Raw genomic sequence first — 12914 nt, 5'->3', positions numbered from 1 at the left:
TCACGAGGGTGAGGACGTGAAGTGGGAGCTGTCCGAGCGTCCGCTCGGAGTGTTCTCCCGCCAGGTCATGCTCTCCGACACCCTCGACCCCGCCGGGATCACCGCCGACTACGACGCCGGTGTGCTGACTCTGAAGATCCCGGTCGCGGAGAAGGCCAAGCCCCGCAAGGTCGCGATCAGCCACAGCGGCGACCGCAAGCAGATCCAGGCCTGAACTCTTTCCCCGATGCCGTTCCGGCCGCCCCTGATCTCTCCCCCCTCGATCGAAAGGGCGGCCGGAACACCCCCGACTCCCAACGGCCGGCCGTTTCCGCCCGGACCGGCCTGCCCACAGCGACGCGGCAACGCCATGAACGGCCGGCGCAACCAACCCTTCATCGTGCGGGTGAACGGCGAGATCGACCTCGACACCGCCCCCGCGCTGCGCCGCGCCCTGGCCGCCGCGCTCGACGCGCACCGGGAGGTGGTGCTCGATCTTTCGGAGGTGACGTTCATGGACTGCGCGGGCCTGGGCGCCGTCGTCCGGGCCCGCAACCAGGCCGACCGCAGCGGCAGGCGCCTGGTCCTGCGCGGAACCAGCGGCTGCGTCGTCCGGCTGCTCGAACTCACCGGTCTGCAGCGGCGCTTGGCCGTCGAGCCCTGACCGGGGCACGGTCGCGCCGGACCTTGGAACGGAGGGAGAACCGCGGTGACTCTTCGATGGGAGGCGTTCCTGGAAGAGGTCCGGGGGCGCGGTGAGTACGACACCCAGCAGGAGGCCGAGCGGGCCGCCCGGGCCGTCCTGGCCCTGCTCGGCGCCCACCTGGTCGGCGACGCGCGCGCGGAACTGGCCGCCCGCCTGCCGGAGACCATGGCCCTGATCCTGCTCAACCCCTTGCAGGCCGCCGAGCCGCTCAGCCAGGAACGGTTCGTGCGCGCGACCGCGGCCTGGATCGAGGGAGCCACCGAAGCCACGGCCCCGTGGGACATCGGCGCCGTCCTGTCCACGGTGGCCGACGCCGCCGGCGACGACCTCACCGAGCGCATCCTGCTCCAGCTGCCACCCGGCTACGACCTGCTGTTCGGCCGCCCCGCCGCAGGGACACGACCCTGACCACCCCCCTCACCCCGCCGCCGGTCCGCCGGCGGCCAACCCCTGGAAGGCCCACGGTCATGACCCGCTACCGCCACCTTCTCCAGCAGGTCCGCAACCTCGGCCGCTACCCCGGCGACGAGAAAGCCGAACGCGTCCTCACCGCCGTCCTGGCCCTCCTGGGCTCCCAGCTCACCGGCGACGAACGCTGCGCTCTCGCCGCAGTCCTGCCCGAGCGGGCCCGCGCCGTCCTCGCCGCCCAGATCCCCCTACCCCGCCCCGTCACCGCCCCGGCCTTCGTCGAAAGCCTCGCCCACACTCTGGGCACCAGCCTCACCGCCGCCCGTTGGGACGCCTCCTCCGTCCTGACCGCCCTCACCACCCTCACCGACGAAAACCTCACCGACCGCCTCCTCGCCCACCTCCCCCGCGGCTACGCTCTGCTGTTCGGCCGCGCGGACCTGGCCGTCGTCGCTTGACACAGCGGGTCCGACCTGCCGGGATCGATTCCAAGCCGGGCCTTCGATTCGGCGACCGCCGCCATTGGCCGAGGCCACCGGGTCGGGGCCGGCTTGCGAACAGGCATTCCCCGGGCGGAAGGGAGCCCTCATGTCCCCCCGGAACGGCACACGCTCCGAAAACACGGGTGTCTGCGCGCCGCTGCCGCGGATCACCGCCGCGACCGCCAGCGGCACCGCCCAGGCCCTGCACCTGCACGGCCAGAGCGGCCGGGACCAGCGGGTGTGGGCGTCGATGAGGATCTGCAGGTACGCGGACTGCTGGTAGTTCTTCGACGGGGCGGCCACGCCGCGGTCCTGGGCGCAGCCCGGTGAACACCTCGATGAGGTGACGACGCTCCGCCGACAGCACCTGCACACCCAGACCAACGCCGCTTGGCCCATGGGCCCCGGGTGCGCTCCGCGCCGATCGCAGGTGGCGACGGCGGCGCGGGCGGCAGCGGCGGCTGCTACGACCCCAACGGCACCAGCGCCGGAGATAGCGGCTGCCAAGACGGCGGGCAGGGCGCCTACGGCTCCTGCAGCCGGTCCGGAGCCTCCGGTGCCGCCGGCCGCAGCGGAGCCGTTGTCATCACGGGGACCGGGTTCAAGCCCCGCTACCGATTCCGAGACCGAGTGAGGATCAGGGGTGGGGTCCGTGCAGCGCCGACTGCCCGCTCCCACCCCGCCATCACCCTCTGGACCCACGGGCACGGCAGTCACCCGACGCCAGGCGGAACCGACACAGTGCGGCCGCCCGACATCGCCGTCGGGGAGCGACGAACTCGCGCGCTACCGCAGTGTCCTGCTCTGCCGGCAATACGGGGAGTGTGGTGGAGCCGATAGTCCGGGTGCGGGCGCACTGGAGGACCGGGGCGGCCGGGTGCGGCCGTCCCGGCGCCGACGGCGCGGGTGGGGTCAGGTGTCGGTGGAGTGGGTGAGTGCTTCGGCCTGTTCCTGCAGGGGGCCGTGGAGGAGCTTTCCGATGGTGCTGCGGGGGAGTTCTTGGAGGGGGATGAAGCGGGTGGGGCGTTTGTAGCCGGCGAGTTGGGTGATGCAGGCGGTGACGAGCTGGTGCTCGTCGAAGTCGTCCAGGTGGGCGGGTTGGACGAACGCGACCGGGGTCTGGCCGGTGGTGGGGTCGGGGGCTGGGACGATGGCTTCGGTGACCCAGCCGATGCCGCGTAGGACGTGTTCTATCTCGGCGGGGTAGACGTTCTGTCCGCCGCGCAGGATGAGGTCGGTGCGGCGGTTGACGATCCACAGGAGACCGGTCTCGTCGTGGCAGGCGAGGTCGCCGGTTGCTGACCACGATGCAGTCGGTCATCCCCGCCTCCCACGCCCGCTGGTGCTCGCTGCGCAGCGGTTCGGGGACGCGCTGGTAGACGACTCTGCGCGCGTACAGGTCGGCCAGCATCTCCGCGTGCACGGCCCGGGCCCGCTCGTCGCGGACCTGGTCCTCGGCGCCGGTGATGCGTTCCGCGACCTGGTAGCCCCGGTCGGTGAACTCCGCACCCCGCGCCGGCGCGTCCGTCGGTCCGGTGCTGTCGAGTGCGGTGATCCCGGGTGCGTCGAAGTCCGGTGTCCGCAGCCGGTAGTGGCCCGCCTCCGCGTCGCCCAGGCCCAGGGTCACCAGCCACTCCCGCGACTCCAGCCACCCGGAGGCCGGCCCCGAGCTGAAGCCCAACTGGAAGCGCAGCGCCCGTTCCAGCGTGGTGCGCTCACTGCCCGACAGCAGCGCGAGTTCGCCAGGTCGGCCCGTTCGAACAGCGGCCCGCGCACCGGGTCGCTCACGTGCGGCAGCCCGTGCTCCTCGGCGAGCCGCACCAGGAAGGCGGGGTCGGTACACAACCAGTCGGCCGCCGCGTCCACGTCGGTGTCGTACGAGGCAGACCACGCCGGGGCGGGAAGGAAGCGGTCGATCGCCGCTCTGAGCAGCTCGAACCCGACGGGCCCACCGACTCGCGACCGGGCGGCAGGTGACGCGAGCGCGCCGCCTGCCGCCGTACCGAAACCATTCATCAAGATCCAGTCGACTGCGGAAGTGAAGATCGCCGCACGGAGGACAGGGCACCCGGCGTCAGCCGACAGGCCGAACACGAAGGCCGGCCACTGCCGCGCGAGATCGGGCGAGCAGGTCGGCGGTCCGCTGCCGTCGGGGATCGCGGGCAGCGACACTGCCGGTGACCGATCGCCACCTCCCGCCTGGCGCAGTCCAGTTGCCGAGAATGCGACCGGACGGCCCCGGCGGACGGCAGCCCCGTGCTCACCGCAACCAGCGGCACGGGGCGAAGTGCCTCGGTGTCAGCTCATCCGGGGTGTCCGCCGCCGATGCGCAGGTCATCGCTGTAGGACCGCTGCGACAGCCTGCGGACCGCGCCCGGCGACAGGCTGAGGCCATAACCGAGGGCGGCCACAGCCGGAGCGAGGAGTTCGACGGGCAGTGAGCCGTGCCGTTCGACGACCAGCCGCACGCGGCCGTCGTCATCCCTTCCGTCGGTCTTGTGGAACGCCAGGACCGTGGTGGACATCGGGGCATGGCACGGGTAGCCGCGCCGCGCGGCGTCCTCGTCCGCATGTTCCAGGAAAGTGATGCCCGGCTCGCCGTCGAAATCGGCCTTGAGCGCATCGGCGCGCCAGTGCGCCGGCTCCTCCGGGGCGCCGGTCAGCTTCCGGGAGCGGTTGGCGGAGGTGACGTAGAGGAAGTCCTCCCCGGTGGCGGCGAGCGCCTTGGCGAGGAAGGCGTTGGAGGGGCAGGCGTATCCGGGAGCGATGACCTGCGTCGTGCGGACCCCTGCGTCGGTGTGGGTGAGGTGGTCAGGGACCTGGGCTGCCGCCGGACCGCGGAAGCCGAACGGCCCGAGCGCGTAGAGGGCGTCGATGAGGTCGAGCACCTTACAGTGCGTCAGATCGGAGGGGAGCATAGACCAGTCGAAGACCGACGGGATCCGGGAGGGCGTCGTCGTGATGCTGCCCACCTGGTCGGCCGGCCGGCCCTTCATGAGGTTCATCCGGCCGACAGTTGCGCCGTCCGGGCGCGCGGTGAGGGCGTACATGTTCGCGAACCCGTGGGCCACCACGCCGCCCGCGGCAAGGACCTCGACTGCGGCCCCGACGCCTTCCGGATCGGAGAGGGGGGCCGATCGGCCGATCGTGCTCCGGGGCGAACTGGCCACCAGGTACTCCTCTCTTCGCAGCGGGGATCGAGGCCCGACACCATTGCAGGCCGTAGGAAGCCCGGCCCCGGCCGGACATCCCGGAAAGTGATGAAGGGCGAGACGAACCGCCCTGGTCGTGATCGTGGTGCCGGCCCAGGGGTGCGGCAGGCTCGCAACGGATCTTTCCATGACGATGCGTCAGATCGCCATCACCCTTGACAGATCGGGAGGTTGCCCGTAAGAAGCCCGCGGCGGCGGGACCCACGTGCACCGGGGCTGGGGCTGCCGTGTCGACGTCGGCGGCCTGGATGGGGTCTACGATCCGTCCGAGTCGGTCTCGACACATCGCGGTGCGCGAGTGCCGTGCCAGGACAGGGGTTGGGGCGTTGTCGTCAGTGGACGTGGTGCGGGAGTCGGCCGGGGCCGGGCGGATCGTGTTCTTTGAGGAGTCGGCGCGGGACGGTGCGCAGGCCAAGACCCTGATGAGCGCCGACTTCCGGGTCCGGCTGGCGCGGGAGCAGGGGGCGGTGTTCGGGACGGACGGGCCCCGGCACGTGGTGTTCGCGGCCGGCTTCCCCTCCGTGTGCGGGCAGGAGTTCGAGGCGACGCGCCAAGTCGCCCTGGAGGCCCAGGGTTCGGTCAGTCCGTCCGCGATCTGCCGAGGCACGGTGGCCGATGTACGGCTGGCACTCGGTGCGGTGCGGGGCGCGGTGCACGCGCGGGTCATGGTGATCGTGGCCGCTTCCGAGGCGACCGCCCGGGCCCTGGTGCACAGCGACGCCCGTCAGGCCCTGCGCCAGGGTCTGGACGTGGTGAAGGAAGCGGTGGATCTGGCGGACGGTGTGGCGGTGGACGTGTGCCTGGTGGACGCGCCCCGCGCAGACCGCGCCCTGGTGGCCGAGTATGCCGGGGCGATGACGGCCCAGGGCGCGGGGACGATCGTGCTGGCCGACACGGTCGGCGACCTGCTGCCCAGCCGGACCCGGGACCTGTTCCAGCGGGTCGCAGCCGGCGCGGGGCCGGAGGCGGTCCTGGTCTCGCACCTGCACAACGACCTGGGTCTGGGCCTGGCCAACACCCTGGCCGCCTTGGAGAGCGGGGTACGAGTGGCGGCGTGCTCGTGGCTGGGCATGGCCGAGCGCAGCGGCATGGTCGCCACCGAGCAGCTGCTCTTCCTGCTCGCCCACGACCGGGCCAAGGCCGAACAGGTCCTGGGGCCCGGCTGCGAACCGTGGTGGACGCAGCCGGACCTGACCCGGCTTCCGACGATCGCGCGAATGGTGTCCGCCGAGACCGGAGTGCCGCTCACCGTCACCACCCCCATCGTGGGCACCGGCGTCGCCACCATCTCCACCGGAACCCCCTTCACCCACCCGCAGACCTTCCAGCCCTACGACCCCCAGCAGCACCTCGGACTGGCTCCGACCGTGGTCCTCACCCATCTCGCCAGCCGGCGCGTGCTGTGCGCGGTCGCCGAGCGACTCGGCCACCGACTCGACCCGGCCCAGACCCGCACCGCCCTGGCCTGGGTCAAGGACCGCGCCTACCACCAGAACCACGCCGTCATCGCCGACGCCGACTTCGCCGCCTACCTCGACGGCCTCACCGCCACCACACCCCGATCCTGAACGGACCCGCCCCCATGCCGGCCACCGCCCCGCTCGACACCAGCGCCGCCGCCCACGCCCTGACCGCCGGACGGGCCGCCGTCCTGCCCAACCCCAGCCCCCTCACCTACATCGTCACCGCCACCAACCCCCAAGCCGTCAACAACGCCAAAGGCCGCCCCACCGGCCAGGAAGTCGCCTTGTGGGTCCACCAGGACACCACCTGGACCGACCTCACCACCCATCTGGACCTGACACCGACCGCCCTGCACGCCGCGACCACCCTGCTCCGCGACCAGATGGTCACCCTCCTCGTGCCCGCACGCACCGACACCCCGCCACCGGCCTGGACCACCCCCGCCCTGCGCGACGGACACCTCCTCCTCTTCGGCGCCCGCTGGCAACCCCTCACCCCGCTGCTCGACCGCTTCCCACGCCTGTACGTCAGCAGCGCCAACCGCACCGGACAACCCCCGGCCGCCACCGCCCCCCAGGCAGCCGCCATGTTCGGCCCCGGCACCCCCGTCACCGACGCCGACACCCTGCGCCACACCGACACCCCCCACGCCGCCACCACCATGCTGCGCATCACCCCCGACGGAGACCTGGCCCACATCCGCTCCGGAGCCCAGGACCAGGCCCACGGCAGTGACCCGAACCGTTATCTGGAACGTCTCCGCAAGACGACAGACAGCTGAGCACGAACGTGTGTTGACAGCCGTCCGCGCCCGGTAGGCGCGTTGGCCCTGGTGGCGGTGATGGGAGCCGCTGCGTCCGCAGCGGAAGTGGCGGGCGCCGGGGTGGAGATTGTCTCCGCGAGCGTCTTTGGCAACGTGCTGTCCTGGTCCGGCAGCTGGTCGTGCGGGGCAGGGCCGGTCAACAGCATCACGGTCCCCGCGACGAACACGCCTGCGGCTCTGGAGCAGACGCGGACGGGGTGCTCGATGACGTGCCCGAGTACGTGGTCGAGTACCTGGCGGATCCGGGCGGCGTGCTGATCGTGGACGACACCGGGTTCCTGAAGAAGGGTGTTCGGTCGGCCGGCGTCCAGCGGCAGTACTCCGGCACCGCCGGCCGGTTGGAACAGGCCGATGTCTTCTACGTCGTGGCCACCACCCGACACGACACCGTCGTCACCCGACGGGCCCTGCACCACCCGCTCCACGACCTGATGGCCGATCTGCCCCGGCAGAAGTGGAAGCGCCGGTTCTGCTGCGAGGGCACCCACGGCCTGCGGCTCCACGACTGGGCCCGCGTCGAGGTCCGGCCCCGGCACCGACCCGACCGAAGGCACTGGGTCCTGACCCGCCGCAACATCACCGATCCCACGAAGATCGCCTACTACATCGCCGTCGTGGGCGCCCGCTGGGCCGTAGAGAAGTGTTTCCAGACCGCCAAGGGCCAGTGCGGCCTGGACGACTACCAAATCTGACGCCACCAGGGGTGGTACCGGCACATCACCCTCGCCATGGCCGCCCACGCCTACCTCGCCGTCCTGCGGGCCGGGCAGTTTGAAAGGGGGCTGGACCAGGTCGAACATCAGACCTGATATCGCTGACCGTCCCCGAGATCCGCCGCCTGATCACACATCTCACCAGGCCCGTCCGCCGCAGCACCGCGCATGTCCTGCACTGGTCCCACTGGCGCCGCCGACGCCAACACCAAGCCCGCACCAGCCACCACAGACGACGAGGCCCCAGCCCAGAACTGAAGCCCCGTCACCATAAGCACCGTTGCAGTACTGGACGGCCCCGCTCGATCCGGTGAACTGGCGGACGGCGCCCGAGCGTGCCGGTCCATGCGAAGAAGCCCGGTTCGCTGGAGATCCCGTCGGCGGGTCTGCCCCTCTCGCGAGAGCTGCTGGACCGGGCTTCCGAGAAGGGCGGCAACGAGTTCGACGTGTTCGGTGACTGCGTGGTCGTTCTGCAGCAGGCCCAACGGGACGGGCCCGGGCGGGAGTTGAATTCCGCCCGGGCCCGTCGGCGGGTCGGTCAGTCGGTGTTGCGGCGGCGGACCAGGACGGTGGTGGCGCCGCCCAGCAGGACCAGGCCGGCGGCGGTGGCGAGCAGCGGGACCGAGCCGCTGCCGCCGCCGGTGAAGGCGAGTTCGCCGCCCGGGGTGCCGGTGGTGGTGAGGGTGGCGCCACTGCCGCCACCGGTGGACGTACCGGTGGAGCCGCCCGTCGAGGTGCCCGAGGTCGGAGCGGTGGTCGGGGCCGTGGTCGGGTCGGGGAGGGCGGCGCCGCGGTCGAAGGAGAGGGTGACCGTGAGGGCGTCGAGCGCCTCGCCCGCCCGGTAGGTGCCGAACGCCGGGACGCCGTCGGTGGTGAGCTTGGCCGGCACCTGGCGGAGCGTCACCACACCGTCGACGGGCTTGAAGTCGGCCTTGGAGAGGTCCAGTTCGGCGAGGCGCACCCCGCTGAGGGAGACCGGTGCGCCGCCCCGGGTGGCGGCGGCCACGTCGGCGACCAGGTAGGCGCCCGAGGCGTCCACCCGGAGGCCCAGGCGGGAGAGGCGGGTGTCCAACTCGTAGTGGCCGTCGGCGGACTGGTGGCCGAGGAAGCGGACCGAGCCCGCGAAGTCGGCCGTCAGCGCGTGGTTGTCGGTGCGGTAGCTGCCGGTGGCCGACCCGAAGCGGTAGTCGCTCGCGCCGCCGTCGAACTGCACCCGGCCCGCCGCGATCGGCCCGGTCACGTAGCTGCGGAAGCCCTCCTTGACGCCCCACTCCAGACGGCCGTCCACGACCGCCAGCTCCTTGGTCGCCGGGGTGGACGGGGAGGTGGACGGGGAGGACGACGGGGAGGACGACGGGTTGGTGGTGGGAGTGGTGGACGGTTCAGTGGTCGGGGTGGTGGTGGGTTCGGTGGTCGGAGTGGTGGTGGGTTCGGTCGAAGGCTCGGTGGTCGGGGTCTGGGTGGGGGTCGGAGTCGGGGTCGGAGAGGGGGACGTGGGGGACTGCTTCAGGACGAGGGACAGCGGGTCCAGCTCGGCGCCGGCCTGGTAGAAGCCGGCGAAGGCCTTGGCGCCCTCGGCGGTGAGCTTGGCCGGGGTGGCGGTGCCGGTGGTGGTGTCGCGGGCGACGGTGAAGGTGGCCAGGGGGACGTCCTGACGGAGCGTCGGGGCGGGGGCGCCGACGGTCTCCTTGGAGGCGGTGTCGGCGGTGAGGGTGCCGGTGGTGCCGCTGGTGGTGATCCGGAGGTCGCTGAGGGCCACATCGAGCGCGCCGCCGTGGGCGAGGAAGCGGACCCCGCCGTCGAAGGCCGCGTTCAGCGAGTGGGTCGTCAGGTCGTAGCCGGCGGACGCCAGGTTGAAGTGGTACGAGCCGTCCGTGTTGTGGGTCGCGCCGCCGGTCAGTTCGACGCTGCCGCCGCCGGCCGGTCCGGTGACGTAGTTGCGGAAGCTCGCCTTGACGCCCCAGTCGAGCGAGCCCGTGTCGTAGGTGACGGAGGTGGGGGCCCCGGCGCCGAAGGCGAGGCTGGGGAGGCCGAAGGCGGTCAGGCCGAGGCCGGTGGTGAGGGCGGCGAGGGCGGCCAGGCGGGTGCGGTTGCGGTGGGCCGTGGTGGTGCGGGACATGGGTGATGGGCTCCAGGGTGATGGGGTGGGAGGCAGGTGGTCAGGGGCGGCGTCGGCGGTGCCGGACGGCGAGCGTGGCGGCGGTGGCGGCGGCCGCGAGGACGGCGAGGACGAGGACGGTGACCGTGGTGGCGGACGGGCCGCCGCCGGTCGAAGCGGTCGCGGCGGCGGGGGCGGCGGCGACCTGGTGGGGCTGCGGCGTGGGGGCGGGGCTGCCGAGGTCGGGGAGCGGGGGGAGGGCGGCCGCAGGGTCGAGGGCGACGGCGAAGGTCAGCGGGTCGAGCTCGGTACCGGCGGGGTAGAGCGAGCCGAACGCCTGGGCGCCGGAGCCGGTCAGGGTCAGCGGAAGGTCGGTGGCGGTGAGCAGGCCGTTCTCGGTCCTGAGCGCGTTCGCGGGGAAGGTGGCGAGCTCGGTGGCGGTGGAGGTGCGGGTGGAGCCGTCGGGCGTGCGGCCGTTCACGTCGGCGAGCAGGCGGCCCTGGCCGCCCGTCACGGACAGGCGCGGGTTGGCGAAGGTCAGGTCGAGGCCGAGGACGTCGCCCTGGCGCAGGCCGGTGAAGTGGACGGCGCCGGTGAACGAGGCCTCCAGGGTGCCGGTGGCCGCGTCCCAGGTGCCGCGGCCGGGCGTCCAGCGGAAGAACGCCCCGCCGTCGGCCGCACCGTCGGTCGGCTGCCAACTCCCTTGGGCGATTGAGCCGGTGACGTAGTCGCGGAAGGTCCGGCGGACGCCCCAGTCGAGCGCGCCGTTGGTGAAGGCGGCGGGGGCGGCGACGCTCGGGTCGGTGGACGGAGCGGTCGACGGGGTGGCGGAGGGCGTGGGTGTCGGGGCGGACTTGAGGGTGACGGAGAAGGTCAGCGGGTCGAGCGCCGTCCCGGCGGGGTAGAAGCCGCCGAAAGCGGTTGCCCCGGCGGAGGTCAGGGTGGCGGGCACCTGGCTGAGCGTGACGGTGCCGGCCGCGCCCTTCAGCGAGACGCCCTTGAGCGAGAGGTCGGCCAGTCGGGCCTGCGAGGCGGCCGAAGTCTGCCCGGTCTGGCGGGACTTGGAGCTGACGTCGGCGTACAGTGCGGCGCCGCCGTCGGCGTCCGCCTTGACGGTGAGTCGGGAGATGCTCAGGTCCAGCGCGTTGCCGCCGTTCTCCTGGTGGCCGGTGAAGCGGACGCCGCCCTGGAAGGCCGCGGACAGCCGGCCCGTCGTCGGGTCGTAGCTGCCGGTGGCGGAGTGGAAGCGGAACACCGAGCCGCCGACCGTGGACGCGCCGCCGCTCAGGGCCCATTTGCCGTTCGCCACCGGTCCGGTGACGTAGTTGAGGAAGCTCGCCTTGACTGCCCAGTCCAGCCGTCCGCCGGAGACCGCCGGGTCGGCTGCGGCGGCCCGCCCGGGGAGGAGGAACAGCATCAGCAGCAGGGCCAGCGGCACCGCGCGGGCGGCGCGGAGCGGGCCGGCCGGGCGGCGGGCGGGAGCGGGGGGCCGTCCGGAGACGGGCATGGCGAATCACTCCTCGGGGAGAGGGTCGGGGATGGTAAGAGGGCAGGTCGGAGGGGGTGCGGGGGCATCCCGTGGGAGCAACCCCCCTTGCCGGAGTCAGGTAAGGCTAACCTAATATATGAGTCAAGCGTTCCGCTCACGACCCCTCCGGGTCGGCCTCGACGGGACGTCAACGCACTCAGAAAGGCCCGAGGTTGAGCCGCCCACGCCGTCCACGCAGCCCCCGCAGCCCACGCACTCCCCGCAGCCGCCTGCGCGCCCGTGCCGGAACCGCCCTCGGTGTCCTCGCGCTGCTGCTCGGCGCGAGCGCCTGCGCCACCGGCGAGCCCGCCGCCGCGCCGGCGACGGCCGGTGCCGCGAGCCCGGACCGGATCGACCCGCTGCCGGGCACGCCGACGCCCCGACTGCCCGTCACCGTGCCGTCCGCCGACGGCCGGCAGGTGACGGTCGACAGCGTCGAGCGGATCATCCCGCTGAACGGCAGCCTCTCCGAACTGGTCTTCAGCCTCGGGCTCGGCCGCCACGCGGTGGCCCGGGACGTGTCCACCACGTTCGAACAGGCCGCGCAGCTACCGGTGATCACCCAGGCGCACGAGGTCTCCGCCGAGGGTGTGCTCTCGCTGCGCCCGACCGTCGTGCTCGCCGACCGCAGCACCGGCCCGGCCGAGGCGGTCGAGCAGATCCGGGCCGCCGGCGTCCCGCTGATCGTGCTGGACGACGCGAAGAAGCTCGACGATGTCGGTGCCCGGATCGACCGGGTCGCCGCCGCGCTCGGCGTCCCCGAGGCCGGTGAGGAGCTCAAGTCCCGTACGGCGCGGCAGATCTCCGAGGTGCAGGCGCAGCTTCCGCCGGCTGCCGGGGCCCGGCCCAAGGTGGCGTTCCTCTACCTGCGCGGCAGCGCCTCGGTGTTCCTGCTGGGCGGCCCGGACTCCGGTGCGCCCTCGCTGATCGAGGCCGCCGGCGGCGAGGACGCCGGCGCCGCCGCGAAGTTGAGCGGCGACTTCACCCCGCTCACCAGCGAAGCCCTGGTCAAGGCCGCGCCCGACGCGATCCTGGTGATGAGCAAGGGCCTGGAGTCGGTCGGCGGCGTCGACGGGCTGCTCGCCCTCCCCGGCGTCGCCCAGACCCCCGCCGGACTCGACCGCCGGATCATCGCCGTGGACGACGGACGGCTGCTGTCCTACGGGCCGCGCACCCCGCAGGTGCTGCACGAGATCGCCACCCAACTGCACCGGGACGCCAAGTGACCACGACTCTCGAAGAAGCGCCGACCACCGCCCCGGCCAAGGCGGTTCGCGACCGACGGCCGCTGCTGCTGGCCGCCCTCTCGGTCGCCCTGCTGGCCTGCGCGCTGCTCGCCGCCGGCACCGGCGCGTACCGGATCCCGCTCGGCGACATCCTCGCCTCGCTCGCCCACCGCGCCCAGCTCGGCGGCCACCCGCTGGACCGGGTCCCCGAGTCGGTGCTGTGGAACGTCCGGCTGCCCCGGGTGGTGCTCGCCCTGCTGGTCGGCGCGGCGCTC

At 72.9% G+C, this 12914-nt stretch carries 14 protein-coding genes and 1 pseudogene; 10 read left to right on the top strand and 5 right to left on the bottom strand.

What is annotated here, in order from left to right:
* The 5 genes from IEZ12_RS38655 to IEZ12_RS18230 all read left to right on the top strand — a co-directional run.
* On the top strand, window positions 1-214 hold a 214-nt coding region (locus IEZ12_RS38655), incomplete at its 5' end, for an Hsp20/alpha crystallin family protein (RefSeq protein ID WP_229847658.1).
* A 12-nt stretch (window positions 215-226) separates the two neighbouring features.
* A complete protein-coding gene (locus IEZ12_RS18245; protein ID WP_308431048.1) occupies window positions 227-643 on the top strand; it encodes an STAS domain-containing protein in 417 nt (138 codons plus the stop codon).
* Between the two features lie 45 nt (window positions 644-688).
* Window positions 689-1093, top strand: a complete 405-nt coding sequence (locus tag IEZ12_RS18240; RefSeq protein WP_189272940.1) for a DUF2267 domain-containing protein — start codon at window positions 689-691, stop codon at window positions 1091-1093.
* A 59-nt stretch (window positions 1094-1152) separates the two neighbouring features.
* Entirely contained in the window at window positions 1153-1551 is a 399-nt protein-coding gene (locus tag IEZ12_RS18235; RefSeq protein ID WP_189272939.1) for a DUF2267 domain-containing protein, read from the top strand.
* A 130-nt stretch (window positions 1552-1681) separates the two neighbouring features.
* Window positions 1682-1858, top strand: coding sequence for a hypothetical protein (locus tag IEZ12_RS18230; protein WP_189272938.1), 177 nt, complete (start codon window positions 1682-1684; stop codon window positions 1856-1858).
* Between the two features lie 629 nt (window positions 1859-2487).
* Here IEZ12_RS18230 and IEZ12_RS40605 read toward each other — a convergent pair.
* The 3 genes from IEZ12_RS40605 to IEZ12_RS18215 form a co-directional block, all read right to left on the bottom strand.
* The gene (locus IEZ12_RS40605; protein WP_373295495.1) at window positions 2488-2727 is read right to left on the bottom strand and encodes an AMP-binding enzyme; all 240 of its coding nucleotides are present in this window, start codon (window positions 2725-2727) and stop codon (window positions 2488-2490) included.
* A gap of 471 nt (window positions 2728-3198) precedes the next feature.
* Window positions 3199-3747 (bottom strand): hypothetical protein, encoded by a 549-nt coding sequence (locus IEZ12_RS18220; protein ID WP_189272937.1) that lies wholly within the window; start codon window positions 3745-3747, stop codon window positions 3199-3201.
* Between the two features lie 131 nt (window positions 3748-3878).
* Window positions 3879-4745, bottom strand: a complete 867-nt coding sequence (locus IEZ12_RS18215) for a hypothetical protein (protein ID WP_229847655.1) — start codon at window positions 4743-4745, stop codon at window positions 3879-3881.
* Window positions 4746-5122: 377 nt separating this feature from the next.
* On the opposite strand from IEZ12_RS18215, the gene IEZ12_RS18210 reads away from it, so the two are divergent.
* From IEZ12_RS18210 to IEZ12_RS18200, 3 genes and pseudogenes are all read left to right on the top strand, one after another.
* Window positions 5123-6355 carry a hydroxymethylglutaryl-CoA lyase-like TIM-barrel protein gene (locus IEZ12_RS18210; RefSeq protein WP_229847684.1) on the top strand — a complete coding sequence of 411 codons (1233 nt, stop codon included), beginning with the start codon at window positions 5123-5125 and terminating at the stop codon, window positions 6353-6355.
* A 14-nt stretch (window positions 6356-6369) separates the two neighbouring features.
* Complete coding sequence (locus IEZ12_RS18205; protein WP_189272935.1) at window positions 6370-7032, top strand: hypothetical protein; 663 nt, start codon at window positions 6370-6372, stop codon at window positions 7030-7032.
* A 227-nt stretch (window positions 7033-7259) separates the two neighbouring features.
* Window positions 7260-7883 (top strand): annotated as a pseudogene (locus tag IEZ12_RS18200) (transposase); the annotation flags it as partial.
* A gap of 442 nt (window positions 7884-8325) precedes the next feature.
* Here IEZ12_RS18200 and IEZ12_RS18195 read toward each other — a convergent pair.
* A complete protein-coding gene (locus IEZ12_RS18195) occupies window positions 8326-9906 on the bottom strand; it encodes an HtaA domain-containing protein (RefSeq protein ID WP_189272934.1) in 1581 nt (526 codons plus the stop codon).
* A gap of 40 nt (window positions 9907-9946) precedes the next feature.
* Window positions 9947-11392, bottom strand: a complete 1446-nt coding sequence (locus tag IEZ12_RS18190; protein WP_189272933.1) for an HtaA domain-containing protein — start codon at window positions 11390-11392, stop codon at window positions 9947-9949.
* 194 nt (window positions 11393-11586) lie between these two features.
* Between IEZ12_RS18190 and IEZ12_RS18185 the strand changes: the two genes are divergently transcribed.
* Window positions 11587-12639: a heme/hemin ABC transporter substrate-binding protein gene (locus tag IEZ12_RS18185; protein ID WP_189272932.1), complete on the top strand. Its 1053-nt coding sequence runs from the start codon at window positions 11587-11589 to the stop codon at window positions 12637-12639.
* Window positions 12636-12914: iron chelate uptake ABC transporter family permease subunit (locus tag IEZ12_RS38645; protein ID WP_229847654.1), on the top strand; the 279-nt coding region annotated here is incomplete at its 3' end. The genes IEZ12_RS18185 and IEZ12_RS38645, both read left to right, overlap by 4 nt.

This window comes from Kitasatospora griseola, from assembly GCF_014648555.1.
GTDB lineage: Bacteria > Actinomycetota > Actinomycetes > Streptomycetales > Streptomycetaceae > Kitasatospora > Kitasatospora griseola.
Note: the sequence above shows the minus strand (reverse complement) of the source record. Positions and strands in the feature narration are given on the sequence as shown.

What these genes read in the sequence shown, in the direction of transcription:
- IEZ12_RS18245 (WP_308431048.1), top strand. Translation starts at nt 227, where the DNA reads ATGCCGTTCCGGCCGCCCCTGATCTCTCCCCCCTCGATCGAAAGGGCG.
- IEZ12_RS18205 (WP_189272935.1), top strand. Translation starts at nt 6,370, where the DNA reads ATGCCGGCCACCGCCCCGCTCGACACCAGCGCCGCCGCCCACGCCCTG.
- IEZ12_RS18195 (WP_189272934.1), bottom strand. Translation starts at nt 9,906, where the DNA reads ATGTCCCGCACCACCACGGCCCACCGCAACCGCACCCGCCTGGCCGCC.
- IEZ12_RS18235 (WP_189272939.1), top strand. Translation starts at nt 1,153, where the DNA reads ATGACCCGCTACCGCCACCTTCTCCAGCAGGTCCGCAACCTCGGCCGC.
- IEZ12_RS18190 (WP_189272933.1), bottom strand. Translation starts at nt 11,392, where the DNA reads ATGCCCGTCTCCGGACGGCCCCCCGCTCCCGCCCGCCGCCCGGCCGGC.
- IEZ12_RS18230 (WP_189272938.1), top strand. Translation starts at nt 1,682, where the DNA reads ATGTCCCCCCGGAACGGCACACGCTCCGAAAACACGGGTGTCTGCGCG.